This window comes from Actinokineospora sp. NBRC 105648 (assembly GCF_030269645.1).
Classification (GTDB): domain Bacteria; phylum Actinomycetota; class Actinomycetes; order Mycobacteriales; family Pseudonocardiaceae; genus Actinokineospora.
In genome coordinates, this window is sequence record NZ_BSTR01000020.1 from 53,234 (window position 1) to 68,607 (window position 15,374).

The 15,374-nt window shown below is 72.1% G+C and carries 9 protein-coding genes; 3 read left to right on the plus strand and 6 right to left on the minus strand.

Features of this window, described 5'->3' with window-relative positions; all coding sequences use genetic code 11:
* Positions 1–8: 8 nt before the first annotated feature.
* Entirely contained in the window at positions 9–3,242 is a 3,234-nt protein-coding gene (icmF, locus tag QSK30_RS19010) for a fused isobutyryl-CoA mutase/GTPase IcmF (RefSeq protein WP_285504510.1), read from the minus strand.
* A 124-nt stretch (positions 3,243–3,366) separates the two neighbouring features.
* Here icmF and paaI point away from each other — a divergent pair, with 124 nt between their 5' ends.
* Together paaI and QSK30_RS19020 are read left to right on the plus strand one after the other, a co-directional pair.
* Complete coding sequence (gene paaI / locus QSK30_RS19015) at positions 3,367–3,732, plus strand: hydroxyphenylacetyl-CoA thioesterase PaaI (protein ID WP_285504604.1); 366 nt, start codon at positions 3,367–3,369, stop codon at positions 3,730–3,732.
* On the plus strand, positions 3,729–4,208 hold the full coding sequence (locus tag QSK30_RS19020) for a nucleoside deaminase (protein WP_285504512.1): 480 nt from the start codon (positions 3,729–3,731) through the stop codon (positions 4,206–4,208). Before paaI ends, QSK30_RS19020 begins: the two co-directional genes overlap by 4 nt.
* Before the next feature lie 54 nt (positions 4,209–4,262).
* Here the strand turns inward: QSK30_RS19020 and QSK30_RS19025 are convergent, their stop codons facing one another.
* Entirely contained in the window at positions 4,263–5,837 is a 1,575-nt protein-coding gene (locus QSK30_RS19025; RefSeq protein ID WP_502871851.1) for a S8 family serine peptidase, read from the minus strand.
* Between the two features lie 181 nt (positions 5,838–6,018).
* Between QSK30_RS19025 and QSK30_RS19030 the strand changes: the two genes are divergently transcribed.
* Entirely contained in the window at positions 6,019–8,901 is a 2,883-nt protein-coding gene (locus tag QSK30_RS19030) for an ATP-binding protein (protein WP_285504516.1), read from the plus strand.
* A 641-nt stretch (positions 8,902–9,542) separates the two neighbouring features.
* Here QSK30_RS19030 and QSK30_RS19035 read toward each other — a convergent pair.
* The 4 genes from QSK30_RS19035 to QSK30_RS19050 all read right to left on the minus strand — a co-directional run bounded on the left by QSK30_RS19035 (position 9,543) and on the right by QSK30_RS19050 (position 15,290).
* Entirely contained in the window at positions 9,543–11,342 is a 1,800-nt protein-coding gene (locus tag QSK30_RS19035; RefSeq protein WP_285504517.1) for a trypsin-like serine protease, read from the minus strand.
* Between the two features lie 32 nt (positions 11,343–11,374).
* Positions 11,375–12,943, minus strand: coding sequence for a S8 family peptidase (locus QSK30_RS19040; protein WP_285504519.1), 1,569 nt, complete (start codon positions 12,941–12,943; stop codon positions 11,375–11,377).
* Positions 12,944–13,164: 221 nt separating this feature from the next.
* Positions 13,165–14,556 carry a lamin tail domain-containing protein gene (locus tag QSK30_RS19045; RefSeq protein ID WP_285504521.1) on the minus strand — a complete coding sequence of 464 codons (1,392 nt, stop codon included), beginning with the start codon at positions 14,554–14,556 and terminating at the stop codon, positions 13,165–13,167.
* Between the two features lie 122 nt (positions 14,557–14,678).
* Entirely contained in the window at positions 14,679–15,290 is a 612-nt protein-coding gene (locus QSK30_RS19050) for a hypothetical protein (protein WP_285504522.1), read from the minus strand.
* Between the last annotated feature and the right edge of the window lie 84 nt (positions 15,291–15,374).

Below are 15,374 nucleotides of genomic sequence, written 5' to 3' on the forward strand. Positions count from 1 at the left end.
GCCCAGGATCACACGTTCCGGCGGTACTGCCCACCGACCTCGAAGAAGGCCTCGGTGATCTGCCCGAGCGTGCACACCCGGGCGGCGTCCATCAGCACGTCGAAGACGTTGCCGTCGGTGCCCGCCACCTCGCGCAGCCGGGCCAGCGCCTGCTGCGCGTCGTCGCGGTGCGCCTGCTGGTAGGCGCGGGTGCGCTCGACCTGCGCGCGCTTCTCGTCCTCGGTGGCCCGGGCCAGCTCGATCTCGACGACCTCGTCCTCCTCGCCCTTGGTGGGCAGGAAGGTGTTGACCCCGACCAGCGGCAGCGAGCCGTCGTGCTTGCGGTGCTCGTAGAGCATCGACTCGTCCTGGATGCGGCCGCGCTGGTAGCCGGTCTCCATCGCGCCCAGCACGCCGCCGCGGTCGGAGATCCGGTCGAACTCGGTGAGCACGGCCTCCTCGACCAGGTCGGTCAGCTCGTCGATGACGAAGGAACCCTGCAGCGGGTTCTCGTTCATCGACAGGCCCCACTCCTTGTTGATGATGAGCTGGATGGCCATCGCGCGGCGCACCGAGGACTCGGTCGGGGTGGTGATCGCCTCGTCGTAGGCGTTGGTGTGCAGGGAGTTCGCGTTGTCGTAGAGCGCGCACAGGGCCTGCAGGGTGGTGCGGATGTCGTTGAAGTTCATCTCCTGGGCGTGCAGCGAGCGGCCCGAGGTCTGCACGTGGTACTTGAGCTTCTGCGACCGCTCCGCCGCGCCGTAGCGCTGCTTCATGGCCACCGCCCAGATCCGGCGGGCGACCCGGCCGATCACCGAGTACTCGGCGTCCATGCCGTTGGAGAAGAAGAAGGACAGGTTCGGCGCGAAGTCGTCGATGTCCATGCCGCGGGCCAGGTACGACTCGACGTAGGTGAACCCGTTGGCCAGGGTGAAGGCGAGCTGGCTGATCGGGTTCGCCCCGGCCTCGGCGATGTGGTAGCCGGAGATCGACACCGAGTAGAAGTTGCGCACCCGGTTGCGGATGAACCACTCCTGGATGTCGGCCATCATCCGCAGGCTGAACTCGGTGGAGAAGATGCAGGTGTTCTGCCCTTGGTCCTCTTTGAGGATGTCGGCCTGCACCGTGCCGCGCACGTTGGCCAGCGCCCACGCGGACAGCTCCGCGTGCTCCTCGGCGCTCGGCTGCCGGTTGTGCTCCACGACGAACGCGTCGACGCGCTGGTCGATGGCGGTGTTGAGGAAGTAGGCCAGGATCGTCGGCGCCGGGCCGTTGATCGTCATCGACACCGAGGTGGTCGGCGAGGTCAGGTCGAAGCCGTCGTAGAGCGCCTTCATGTCCTCGAGCGAGGCGATGGACACCCCCGAGGTGCCGATCTTGCCGTAGACGTCGGGCGGGGTGTCGGGGTCGCGGCCGTAGAGGGTGACCGAGTCGAACGCGGTGGACAGCCGGGTGGCCGGGTTGCCCGCCGAGAGCAGCTTGAAGCGGCGGTTGGTGCGGAACGCGTCGCCCTCGCCCGCGAACATCCGGGCCGGGTCCTCGCCCTCGCGCTTGAACGGGAAGACACCCGCGGTGAACGGGAAGCCGCCGGGCAGGTTCTCCTTGCGCAGGAACCGGGTCAGCGAGGCGTCGTCATCCAGGCGGGGCAGCGCGACGCGGGGAACGCGGTTGCCGGAGAGGGTCTCGCGCCAGAGCTGGGTGTGCAGCTCCTTGTCGCGGACCTTGACCACCAGCTCGTCGGCCCGGTACTGCTCCACGGTGGCCGGCCACCGGGCGAGCAGGTCCTCGGTGTCGCGGTCGACCCGGCGCGCGGCCTCGGCGGCCAGCCGGTCGATGTCCTCAGTGGACAGACCGGCCGCGTCGAGCGCCTTGTGCGCCAGGGTGAGCGCCGAGTGCGCGCGGACGGCCTCGACCTGCGCGTCGGTCGCGCGGTGGTAGCCGCGGACGGTCTCGGCGATGTCGGAGAGGTACCGGGCGCGCTGCGGCGGCACGATCGTGGACGCCGAGGTGGACACCCGGCCCTCGACGTGCGGCAGGGTGCCCTCGTGGAACGGCACGCCCTTGGCCGCGAGCAGCGTGCGCAGCTCCTGGTAGAGCGCGGTGACGCCGTCGTCGTTGAAGGTGGCCGCGCTGGTGCCGAAGACCGGCATGTCCTCCCAGGACTGGCCGAACGCCTCGCGGTTGCGCACCAGCTGGCGGGCGACGTCGCGGCGGGCGTCCTCGGCGCCGCGGCGCTCGAACTTGTTGATCGCCACCACGTCGGCGAAGTCCAGCATGTCGATCTTCTCCAGCTGCGAGGCGGCGCCGAACTCCGGCGTCATCACGTACAGCGAGAGGTCGACGAACGGCACGATCGCGGCGTCGCCCTGGCCGATGCCGGGGGTCTCGACGATCACCAGGTCGTTGCCCGCGGCCTTGGCGGCGGCGATGGCGTCGGAGAGGCCCTCGGGGACCTCCGAGCCCGCGCCGCGGGTGGCCAGCGAGCGGAAGAACACCCGGTCGCCGTCGAGGGAGTTCATCCGGATCCGGTCGCCGAGCAGGGCACCACCACCGCGGCGGCGGGTGGGGTCGACGGCGATGACCGCGATCCGCAGCTTGTCCTGCTGGTCCAGGCGCAGCCTGCGGACCAGCTCGTCGGTGAGCGAGGACTTGCCGGAGCCGCCGGTGCCGGTGATGCCGAGCACGGGCACCGGGCGCGCGGTGTCGGCGATCGCCGAGCGGACCTCGTCGGACAGGGTGCGCGCCTCGATCTGGGTGATCGCGCGGGCGAGCGCGGCGTGGTCGCCGGCGAGCAGCGCGTCCTTGCCCGCCGGGGCGGCCAGACCGGGGTCGACGTCGCAGGCCTCGATCATCGAGTTGATCATCCGGGCCAGCCCGAGGGTCTGGCCGTCCTCCGGGGAGAAGATGCGCGCGACGCCGCGGGAGTGCAGCAGCCGGATCTCCTCGGGGACGATGACGCCCCCGCCGCCGCCGAACACCTTGACGTGGCCCGCGCCGTGCTCGGCCAGCAGCTCGACCAGGTAGCTGAAGTACTCGACGTGCCCGCCCTGGTAGGCGCTGATGGCCACGCCCTGCACGTCCTCCTGGATGGCCGCGGTGACCACCTCGCGGACCGACCGGTTGTGGCCGAGGTGCACGACCTCGGCGCCCTGCGACTGCAGGATGCGGCGCATGATGTTGATCGCCGCGTCGTGCCCGTCGAACAGGCTGGCCGCGGTGACGAACCGGACCGGGTTCGCCGGTCGGTACAGCTCGGCGGACATGGGACCTCCAGGGGTCGGGCGTCAGGGGAATAGTTTGACGTCCTACTTTCGGAAGGGCAACCACCTTGTGTCCGACGTAACGCGCCTACCATGTGTCCGCGTGACCCCGGAACCGGTGACCAGGATGCTGTCCGACGACCGCGCCTCGACCGCGCTGGGCATCCGGCTGCGCTCGGCCGGGCCCGGGCGCGCCGAGGTGAGCATGGCGGTGACCGAGACGATGGTCAACGGCCACGGCATCGGCCACGGCGGGTACGTGTTCCTGCTGGCCGACACCGCCTTCGCCTGCGCGTGCAACAGCCACGGGCCGGTGACCGTGGCGGCGGGGGCCGAGATCACCTTCGTCGCCGCGGTGCGGCTGGGTGACGAGCTGGTGGCCACCGCGACCGAGCGCACGGTGTACGGCCGCAGCGGCATCTACGACGTGACGGTGACCAGGGGCGACGAGGTCGTCGCCGAGTTCCGCGGCCGCAGCCGGACCCTGCGATGACCGGCGCGGTCCCCGCGGCCCGGTGGCTGGCCGAGGCCGTGGCCCTGGCCACGGCGAACGTCGCCCAGGGCGGCGGCCCGTTCGGCGCGCTGGTGGTCCGCGGCGAGGAGGTCGTGGGGCGCGGCGTCAACCGGGTGACCCTGGACCTCGACCCGACCGCCCACGCCGAGGTCGTCGCCATCCGGGCGGCCTGCGCCGCCGTCGGCGACTTCCGGCTGGCCGGCTGCGTGCTGGTGTCCTCCTGCGAGCCCTGCCCGCTGTGCCTCTCGGCCGCGCTGTGGGCCCGGCTGGACGCGGTGGTCTACGCCGCCGACCGCGACGACGCCGCCGAGGCGGGCTTCGACGACCGCGAGTTCTACGACGTGCTCGCCCGTCCCCGCGAGACCTGGCCGGTGGCCGTCACCCACCACCGCACGGGCACCGAGTCCGCCCCCTTCACCGCCTGGCGGACCCGACCGGGCCGGGTGGACTACTGAGAAACGCGGACTGCCCGCCCCCGGGACAGGGGCGGGCAGTCCGGCGCAGCGCGGTCAGACCGTGAGGGACCAGGTGTCGATGGTGCCCGAGTCGAACCGGTAGAGGTCACGCACGCTGAGCTTCCAGGTGCCGTTCTTCGCCTCACTGGACAGGTTCACCGTGAAGGTGGCCCGCACGTCGTCGGCGGGGTCGCCCGCCGAGGCCGCCTTGAGCGGGTAGCTGGTGCCGTCGGGGGCGATCAGGTCCACCGCGAGGTCGCCGCGGTAGGGGTGCGCGATGGCGACCTCCACCGAGGCGGTGGCCGAGGCGTTGCCCGAGCAGCCGGAGACCGTGATCGGGCTGGTCGCCGCGGCACCCGCGTCCGGGACGGCCACGTCGGCGCCGTTGGTCTGCTTGGCGCACGTCGGGTCCGGGCCGGGGCCCGGGGTCGCGGTGATGTCCTTGGTGTAGAGCAGCTTGTTCGGCGAACCGGTGCCCGGGTCGGTCACCTTGCCGGGGGTGGCCAGGTCGGTGATGGCCTTGGTCACCTCGGCCGGGGTCGCGTTCGGGTGGCCCTGCAGGTACAGCGCGACCGCGCCCGCGACGTGCGGGGTGGCCATGGAGGTACCGGAGTTGCCCGCGGTGCCGGTGTCGCTGGAGTAGGACAGCGAGGTGATGTTGCCGCCGGGGGCGTAGATGTCGACGCAGGTGCCGATGTTGGAGAAGCTCGACCGGCGGTCGCCCTGGTCGATCGAGGCGACGGTGATCGCCTCGGGGACCCGGGCCGGGCTGTAGTCGCACGCGCTGGCACCGTTGTTGTTACCCGCGGCGACGGCGTAGTTGAAGCCCGCTCGGATCGAGGCCTGGATCTGCTCATCGCCGATGCCGGTCTCGAACTGGCCGATGCTGATGTTGACCACGGCGGGCTTGACGCCGTTCGCGGTGATCCACTCGACCGCGTCGCTGAGCAGCGAGTCCGGACCGTTGTTGTCGCAGCCGAGCACCCGCAGCGCGACGAGCTTGGCCTTCTTGGCCACGCCGTAGGTCTTGCTGACCGCGGTGCCCGAGGTGTGCGTGCCGTGGCCGTTGCAGTCGGAGGCGTCGTTGTCCTTGTCCAGGAAGTCGTAACCGGACTTGGCCCGGCCCTCGAAGTCCTGGTGCGAGATCCGGACGCCGCTGTCGACGCTGTAGACGGTCACGCCCTCGCCGGTGGCGTTGTACTCGTACTTGCGGTCCAGGGTCGTGTCCCGCTGGTCGACCCGGTCGATGCCCCAGGTCGGGTTGGTCTGCACCTCGGCGCCGCGCATGGTGCCGTCCTGGTAGACGGTGCGCACGGCCGGGTCGGCGGCGAGCCTGCGGGCCTGGTCCTCGGTCATGCCGTGCACCGAGTAGCCGCGGGTGGTGACCTTGTAGGTGGAGGCGATCGTGCCGCCGTAGGTGCTCACCAGCGACCGGGAGGTCGTGTCGACGGCGGCGGCGCTCGCGGCCGCGTCCTTGAGCACCACGATGTACTGGCCCGCGTAGTGCTGCTTGGCCTGCACCACCGTCCCGACCGCGGGGGCGGCCGCGCCCGCGGGGACCGCGACGGCCAGCCCGGCGCACGTGAGACCCACCGCGAGCGCGGCCAGGCCTGTTCTCCGACTCATCATTCTTGGACTCCCTCGTAGAGCGGCGACAGGGCAGGGAAAGGGGACACCGCTCGGCACAACCATGCGGCAGCGGCGAAGTCGAGTGAATGGCGCGCGCTATTTGTGGGTGTACCCATTCAAAGTCGAACTCCCGGTAAAACGTGCCCTTCTCAGTCGGGATCCGCGCCGGTAACGTGCGATCGTGGCGCAACCAGAACTCCCCCCGGTGCGAATGCCGACGTCGATATTCGTCGGCCGGGCCACCGAGTTGGCCGAACTCGCGGGCACCGTCGCGCGGCCGCCCGCGGTGGTGCTGCTCGAGGGCGAGGCGGGGGTGGGCAAGACCCGGCTGATCCGGGAGCTGCTGCGGCTGCCGCAGGTGGCCGACCGCACGGTGCTCTTCGGTGCCTGCCAACCGATGCGCACCCCGCTGCCGTACGGCCCGGTGGTCGACATCCTGCGCGAGGCCGGGTCCCGGCTCGACCGGGTCGCCGGGGCGCTGCCCGCGGTCACCGGCGCGCTGCGCCCGCTGCTGCCCGAGCTCGCGCCGCTGCTGCCGCCGGAGCCGGAGCGCGGCGACGCGGCGGTCGACCGGCACCGGGTGTTCCGCGCGGTGCGCGAGCTGCTCGCCGCGCTCGGGCCGACGCTGCTGGTGGTGGAGGACCTGCACTGGGCCGACGAGGGGACCCACGACCTGCTGCGCTTCCTGGCCGGGCAGCCGACCGCCGAGCTGTCGGCCGTGCTGAGCTACCGCCGCGAGGAGCACCGGGTCGGCGGCGCGACGCTGCTGCCCGGCTCGGGCTACCGGCTGCTGGCCGACGGCCGCAACTCGCTGCTGCGGCTGCGCCCGCTGGGACCGGGACCGGTCGGCACGCTGGCCGCCGACCTGCTCGGCACGGCCCAGGTGCCGCAGGACTTCGCCGTGGAGCTGCACCACCGCACCGCGGGCATCCCGTTCGTGATCGAGGAGGTCCTGCGCGAGGTCCGGGACGCGGGCGCCGCGCCGCGACCACGCCTGCTCGACCTGGTCGACATCCCGGTCCTGTTGCGCGACACCATGTCCGACCGCCTCGCCCGGCTCGGGCCGACCGTGGCCGCGGTGGTGCACGCCGCCGCCGTGCTGGACATGCCCGCCACCGAGCAGGACATCGCCGCGGTCGCCGGCCTGCCCTCGCGCCGGGTGGGCAGCGCGCTGATCCGCGCGCTGGGCGCCGCTGTGCTGCACGAGACCGACGACACCGGGACACCCCGCTACGCGCTTCGCCACGCCCTGGCCCGCCAGGCCGCCTACGTCTCGATCCCCGGCCCGGCCCGGCGCAGGCTGCACGCCCGCGCCGCCGAGCTGCTCGCGGCCCGCCCCGATCCCCCGGTCGTCCGGCTGGCCCACCACCACCGGCGCGCGGGCGACCTGGCGAACTGGGCGCGCAAGACCGTGGCCGCGGTGGACCACGCCACCGAGGTCGGCGACACCGCGCTGGCGCTGCAGCTGCTGGAGGACGCGCTCGTCGACGACGCCCTGCCCACCCGGGCGAGGAACACCCTCGCGGTGCGGCTGAGCCGCGTCGCGTTGAACGGGATCGCGCACGACACCACCGTCGAGCGGCTGTGGGCGGTGCTGCGCGAGGAGTCCCTCGGCCGGGCCGCGCGCGGCGAGGTGCGGCTGAACCTGGGCAGGCTGCTGATCAACCAGGTCGGCCGGATCGAGCTGGGCCAGAACGAGATCGAGATGGCCGTGCTGGACCTGCGCGACCGCCCCGCGCTGGCGATGCGCGGGATGGCCGCGCTGAGCCTGCCCAGCTTCGGCACGCGCCCGGTCGAGTTCCACCTGGGCTGGCTGGCCGAGGCGCTGCGCGCGCTGGATACCGTGCGAGACCCCGAACTGATCGCCTCGGTGCGGGCCAACGAGGTGACCGCCCTGGCCCAGCTGGCCGACCCGGCGATGTGGGCGGCGGTCACCGCGCTGCCGGAGGCGGGCCGCTCGTCCCGGATCCGCCGCCAGCTCAGCCGCGCGTACAACAACCTCGCCGACGCCACCGCGTGGACCGGCCACTACGGCAAGGCCCGCGAGTACCTGCGCACCGGCGGCGCCCTGCTGGCCGACGCCGACGTGCCGTTCCTGTCCCTGCTGGCCACCGGCACGGCGCTGCGCCTCGACGTGCAGACCGGCCGGTGGGACACCCTCCCGCAGGCGGCCGACCTGCTGATCGAGCAGGCGGGCGACATGCCGTACCTGGCCGTGGACGCCTGGCTCGCGCTGGCCTGGCTGGCCCTCGCCCGCGACGACCGCGACCAGGCCGAACGGCACGTGGACGACGCGCTGGCCGCCGCCCCGGAGAACGCCCCGGTCTCGATCTCCGCCGCCGCCTGCCGCGTCGCGATCTCCCTGAGCCGCGGCGACGTCGCGGCGGCGGCCGTGCTCGCCGACCGGGCGATGGCCCAGGTGCGGCGCAAGGGGGTCTGGGTATGGGCCTCGGACCTGGCCCCGCAGGCGACCAGGGCCCTGGTCCGCGCGGGCAGGCTGGACGACGCACGGCACCTGGTGGTCGAGTTCGAGGAGGGCATCCACGGCCGCGACGCCCCACTGGCCGCCGCCGGAGCCCAGCTGTGCCAAGGAATCCTCGACACCGCCACCAACAACCACGCCGCCGCCTCGACCCACTTCGCCCGCGCGGCGGAACGCTACGACGCCCTCCCCCAACCCCACACCGGCGCGACCGCCCACGAGGCGGCCGCCAGAGCGGCCCTGGAGGCCGACGACACGGCCACCGCCACCGCGCAACTGACCCTGGCCACCACCACCTTCGCCCGCCTCGGCGCCACCAGGGACGAGGCCAGGTGCAGGCACATGGCCCGCCGCTTCCGCCAAGGCACCCCACGCGGCCGCAAGAGCTACGGCGACGACCTGTCCCCACGCGAACGCGAGGTGGTCGGCATGGTGGCGGCAGGCAGGACCAACCGCCAGATCGCCGAAGAGCTCTACCTCTCCTCCAGAACCGTCGAACACCACGTGGCCAAGGCGATGCGCAAACTAGGCCTCCGCTCCAGAGCGGCCTTCGTGGCCGAATCCACTCCCCCACCCGACTAGACTCCGGCCGGCTCCAGCAGCGCCCCGGCTCGGCTCAGGTCGGCTGGCTCACCCCAGCCCGGCCCGGGGCGCCCAGCTCACAGCGCCATGCCCGGCTCACCTCGGCTCACCCGCTCAGCCCGGCCGGCTCGGCCTGACTCACCTCTGCCTGACTCAGCCCGACCTGTCCCGACCCAGCTTTGTCCCGGCCCGACCTGTCCCGACCCAGCTCATCCCCACTTGGCCTGTCCCGACCCAGCTCGTCCCCACTTGGCCTGTCCCAACCCAGCCCGTCCCCCAACCCAGCCCGACCAACTCACCCCACGAGCAACCACCACCCCCACCCCACCAACTCCAACCCGCCGCCCCCGCTCCCCCCGCTGACCACTCCCGCCCCTGCATCCCATACGCAGCCCAAAACACGGGCGGGAGGCGGTTGTCAAGGCATCTCTCCCGCCTTGACAACCGCTTCCCGCCCGTAGTCACACTTGGCGTAGGGGAAGCAGAACCCAGGCCACCCGAGGGAAGCAAAACCCACGCCACCCAAGGGGAAGCAGAACCCATGCCACCCAAGGGAAGCGGAACACACGAAGCAGGAACACGAGCAAGGGAAGGGGCCGGGCAGGAGCCTGCACCTCCCACCCGGCCCAGCCGCGACCCCGCTAGCGCGACCCCACCGTGAGCGTGTAGTCCGCGAACCCGGACTTCCCGCCCCCGGTAGCGGTGACCCTGATCTTGTACGTCCCCGGCGCGGCCGAGAACGACGCGTTCAGGAACAGCATGGAGCTCTGGTTCCCGCTGATCGTGGCGGGCACCAGCTGCGCCGTCACCCCGGCGGGCACCCCGCTGGTCGACAGCGTGACCGACCCGGTCGCCCCGGTCACCCGGATGTTCGGGAACAGGGCACCGCCGGGCTGGATGCTGCCCGAGGCGGGCGAGAGCGCCACCGTGAGCCCACCCGGCTGCTGCCCACCATCACCGACGGTCACCGTCAGCACGGCCTGCTTGCTGACCGAGCCCGAGGTACCGGTGACAGTCACCCGGTACTCGCCCTTCGGCGTGCTCGCCGTGGTGGTGATCGTCAGCTTGCCGGTCCGCCCGGAGGTGATCGTCGAGGGCTGGAACACCGCCTCGGCGCCCGAGGGCAGACCCGAAGCCGACAGGGTGATCTCGGCGGAAGCGCCGCCGACGACCTCACTGGTCACGTTGGTGGACACCGACTTGCCCGGGTCCACCTTCACCGCCGCCGGGCTGACGCCCAGGCCGAACTCGCCGCCGGGACCGCCGCCCTTGCCCACGGTCAGCGACACCGGCGCCTGCTTGGTCGCCGACGCCGTCTTGCCGGTGACGGTCACCGTGTAGGTGCCGTCCGGCGTGCCCGCGGCCGCGCTGAACGAGAGCTTCGCGCCCTCGCCGGTCTTGATCGAGCCCGGCTGGAACACCGCCTCCACCCCGGAGGGCAGACCCGAGGCGGAGAGAGCCACGTCCTCGGGCGAGGCGCCCGCGGTCGTGTTGACCGCGACGGAGTTGCTCGACCCCGCCTCGACCCGGACCGACGTCGGGTTGACCGCGAGACCGAACTCGGCGGGCTGGGTCGTGCCGACCTTCTCCTTGACCCAGTCGCCCATGTCGTTGTCGAGCCTGCTCCAGATGCCGTACCACTTGAAGTCCGACCGGCTCCAGGACGCCAGGCCCACCAGCTTGCCGTTGACGACCAGCGGTCCGCCGCTGTCGCCGGGCAGGATCGTGGTGCGCCCGTCGGGGTAGCCCGCGCAGATCATGGTCGCGGCCTTGAAGCCCGCGCCGACGCCCTGGCACACGCTCGCGCCGTCGACGATCGGGAAGCTCTGCTTGTCCAGCGAGACGTCCGCCGGGCTGTCCTCGTGCGTCTTCTTGCCGTAGCCCAGGCTCAGGCCCTGGTCACCGATCTTCCAGACGCCCGCGTCGGCCGAGGTGGCGAACTTGGCCCACTTGTCCGGCGAGAGCGGGATGTCCTCGTTGGTGGTGACCACCGCGACGTCGTAGCCCTGGTCGAAGTTGACGTAGCGCGGGTGCACCTCGTAGGACTTCACCGTCAGCGTGGTGCCGGTGCCGACGTTGAGGTCGTCGAGGCCGTAGTTGAAGGTCTTGGTGCCCTCCAGGCCGTTGCAGTGCGCCGCGATGACGATGGAGCGCTTGCCCACCACGGAACCGGTGCACGACTGGCCCTTGGGGCGGACACCGCCCGCGCGCAGCGCCGCGATCACCGGCGGGTACTCCGACAGCGTGGCGTCCTGGCCCTTGTAGATGAACGCGGAGGCGTCACCCGGCGGTGGCGACGGGGTGTCGCCCTCGAAGGTGGCCGCGGTCCGGTTGCCGGTCTCGATCGGTGCCGCGTTGGCGACCGTGACGGCGGCGAGCGCGGTCAGCGCCACGCCCATCACCACCGCGGCGGCGCGCGTGGAACGCTTGTTCCTGAACATGGTTGGTCTCTCCACTGTGGACTTCGCGGTGGTCACGGGGTCAGCGTCCAAGAGGTGATGGCGCCGGTGTCGAAGCGGTAGACGTCGCTCACCCGCAGCTTCCAGGTGCCGTTCTTCTGCTCACCCGAGGCGTCGACGGTGTAGCTGGTGTGGATGCCCGCGGCGTCGCCGAGGCCGCCGGAGGGGCGCAGGTTGAACACCGCGCCGGACGGGCCGACCAGGTCGACGGCCAGGTCCGCGGTGAAGGTGTGGTCGATGTCGACCTTGACCGTGGTGGACGCCGAGGCGTTGCCGGTGCAGTTGGCCATGGTCACCGGGGAGTCCGCCGAGCCCGCGTCCGGGATCGAGACGGCGCCGGAGCTGGTCTGCGGGGCGCAGGTGCCCGGGTTCGGGCCGGTGCCGAATTCCTTGACGTAGAGCAGCTTGTTCGGCGAGCCCTTGGGGTCGGTGACCTTGTCCGGGGTGGTGGCCGCCAGCAGGCCCTGGGTGACCTGAGCGGGCGTGCTGCCCGGCTTGGCGGTCAGGTACAGCGCCGCGGCGCCCGCGACGTGCGGGGTGGCCATCGAGGTGCCCGACATCTGGCCGGACCCGCCGTTCTGCAGCGTCGAGGTGATGTTGGTGCCGGGGGCGAACAGGTCGACGCAGGTGCCGTAGTTCGAGCCCTGGCCGTTGGTCCACAGCGACCGCTTGTCGGCGTTGTCGGTGGCGCCCACGGTGATCGCGTTGGGCGTGCGGGCCGGGCTGGTCTGGCAGGCGTCGCCGTTGTTGTTGCCCGCGGCGATGGTCGAGGTGATGCCCTTGGCCACGACCTTGGCCACCGCGTCGTCGACCGAGGAGTTGCTGCTGCCGCCCAGGCTCGCGGTCATCACCGAGTTGGCGCCCGCGTTGGCCGCGACCCAGTCGAAGCCGCCGATGATCTGCGACCACTGGCCGGAGCTCTGGCAGTCCAGCACCCGCACCGCGACGATCTTGACCTTCTTCGCCACGCCGTAGGTGGCGCTGCCGACGGTGCCCGCGACGTGCGTGCCGTGGCCGTGGCAGTCCGAGGCGTCGGCGTCGTTGTCGATGAAGTCGCGGCCCGAGGTGACCCGGCCGCCGAAGTCCGAGTGACCGCGGTACACGCCGGTGTCCACGACGTACACGGTCGCGCCGTCACCGTCGTTGGGGTAGGCGTACTTGTTGTCCACCGGCAGGGCGCGCTGGTCGATCCGGTCCAGGCCCCAGGTCGGGTTTGGCTGCTCGCCGACGGCGCGCGCGGTCCCGTCCTGCTCGACGTAGGCGACCTGCGGGTCGGCGGCGAGCCGCTTGGCCTGGGTCTCCGACATCGCCACGGAGAAGCCGCGGATGGTCGCCGAGTAGGTGAGCTTGCGCTGGCCGCCGTAGCGGCCCGCCAGGTCGGCGGAGACCGCGTCGACCTGGTTCGCCTGAGCGGTGTCCTTGAGCACCACGATGTAGCTGCCCGAGACCGAGCCGGGCGCGCCCGCGCCGCGGACCACGCCCTCGGCGGGCGCTGCGGTGGCGGGCACCACCGCGGCGACCAGCGCGGCGCCCGCCACCACGCCCGCCACCGCCAACGCACGCGTCGAATACCTGTAATTCATCGAAACTCTCCTTTATCGCGCCCACGGCACTACCGCGGGCGTGGCGACCGCGAGCAGGGTCGTGAATTGCGGCCACCACGGATCACCCTCCCTGAGCACCTACGGGAGGGGAATGTGCGCGCAATTAAGTGGCGATACCCATTAAATCGCCGCGCGGGGGAAGGCCCACCCGCGCGGCGAAATAATGGGAAATCACACTTGAGGAGAGTCCGGTCGGACGGTTACCGGGCGGTGGCGCAGTTCAGGGTGCCCGCGCGGAGCGCGTGACCACCGTCGTTGTCGTCGTCGGCCCACAGGACCGGCTTGCGCCCGCTCACGCACGCCGCCTGCGGCGCGATGGCGAAGCCCTCGTTGTTGTAGTCGGACATCCCGGTCGGCCGGTTGTACACCGCGGTGACGGCGAACTTGCCCTGGGCGTTGACGTCGAGGGTGGCCGAGCGGCCCTGGCAGGTGTTGTCGCAGACGGCCCACAGGTGCCCGGACGCGGGGTCGAACTCCAGGTCCATCACACCGCTGAAGCCGCTCGCGACGGTGGCGACCCTGGTGTAGGAGGTGCCGGACTGGTTGAGGGCGTAGGCGTAGACGGTGCCGTTGGCCTCGAGACCGACCAGGTAGAGGCCGGTGCCGTGGCCGGCGTAGGTGCTCGGGTTGTACGCCGCGCCGGTGTGCTCGTCGCGGAAGCCGCGAGCGGTGAGGAACGAGTCCGGCACCCACGAGATGGCCTCGAGCCCGCTGTTGGCCGCCACCGACGGCAGGTCGGCGGTGAGGTTCCACTCGGCGGTCGCGTTCAGGGTGGACGCCGAGGAGGTGCCGTCGTAGCGGAGGACCTTGAGCGCGCTGCCGCCGCCGCTGTTGTCGCGCTCGGTGGCCACGACCAGCCCGTCGGGGGTGGCGACCACGCCTTCGGCGTCGGGGTCGCCGGAGCCGTTGGCGTAGTGCAGCACCTTGCCCGACGCCCAGCCGCCCGTGGTGTCGGGGCGCCACGCGCTGCCGTTGGGCACGAGCCGGTAGAGCGTGCCGGGGCCGTTCTTCACCGCCCACACCACCCCCGTGCCCTGGTAGGACAGGCCGCTGAGGTTGGTGCCGAACACGTTCGAGGCGTCCGCGGTGGTGACCGCGGCGTCGCCCGGCCAGGCGGAGGTGGTGACCGGGCACGCGTTCGCGGCGCCCCTGGTCGGGGTGGTGGTCGTGGCGAACGCCCCGACGCCGTCGGCGCACCGGCCGTACGTCGTGGTCGCGTGCGCGCTCCAGGTGTAGGAGTCCACCAGGGTGGACGACCGGTACAGCCGCGCCGAGTCCGCGCTGCCGAGGCCGTAGACCGGGTCGACGTCGACCACCAGGTACCCGCCCGGGGCCACCGACGTGCCCGAGGCGATGGTGAACGCGTGCGAGTTGTCGTTGTCCTTGACGACCCAGCCGGACACGTCGACCGCCGCGGCCGAGGTGTTGACCAGCTCGACCCAGTCACCCGGCGAGCCGCCGTTGGACTCGACCTCGTTGATCACCACCCCCGGCGCCGCCGCGGCCGCCGCGGGCAGCGCGCCCCCGGCCAGCGCGAGCGCCGAGAGTGCCGCCGTGACCAGCCGTGCGTGTCCTCGCCAGTGCGTCCGCATGCGCCGCTCCTCCTCGCCGGGTAACGCTGTCCAGTGGAGCCTCCGGTACAGCGGCGACCAGGAGTTGAACGCGCGGCCACCACCGAGGACACCGTACGTGACCAGGCGTGTTCACGCAGTCATCAGCGGATCAGCAGGAACACCGCCCCGCCGACTAGCGGGCCGACCAGCACCCCGACCACCACCTGGGCGGCGGTGTGGTCGGTCAGCACCACCCTGGACCAGCAGACCAGGGCTAGCGGGGCCAGCAGGAGCAGTGCCCACTGACCGTAGAGCAGGGTGGTCATGGCCACCGCTCCCCCGGCCACGGCCGCGTGCAGCGAGATCTTCCAGGCGGTGGTGATCGCGATGCAGACCACCAGCGTGGCGAACATCGACAGGGACAGCGCGAGCACGTCGCGCGGCGCGTCGGCTAGGACCTGGATGGTGATGCCGACGGCGGTCGAGGCCAAACCGACCAGCAGCGGCAGGAAACGGTGCTCGCGGTCGCGCACGTGGTGGCCGTCCCACCGCCCCGCGCGGGCGCCGCGGATGATGAAAGCCATCGGCAGCACGCTGGAGAACACCGCGACGACCAAGCCCCAGAGGACTGTGGCCGCCGGATCGTGCCCGGTGGCCACCCAGGCGACCGCCAGCGGCAGGATCAGGACGACGACAGCGGGCGAGAAGACCTCGGTCGCGACCTTGGCGAGCCGCGTGGCGGGCGGGGCGACGGGGGGCGCGATGGTGTCCACCGCCCTGATGATTCCACCGAGGGTGATCGCCGGTCACGCTTCGGCTCGCGGATCCGGTCGAAGCACTAGTGCCTCCCCGCGCGG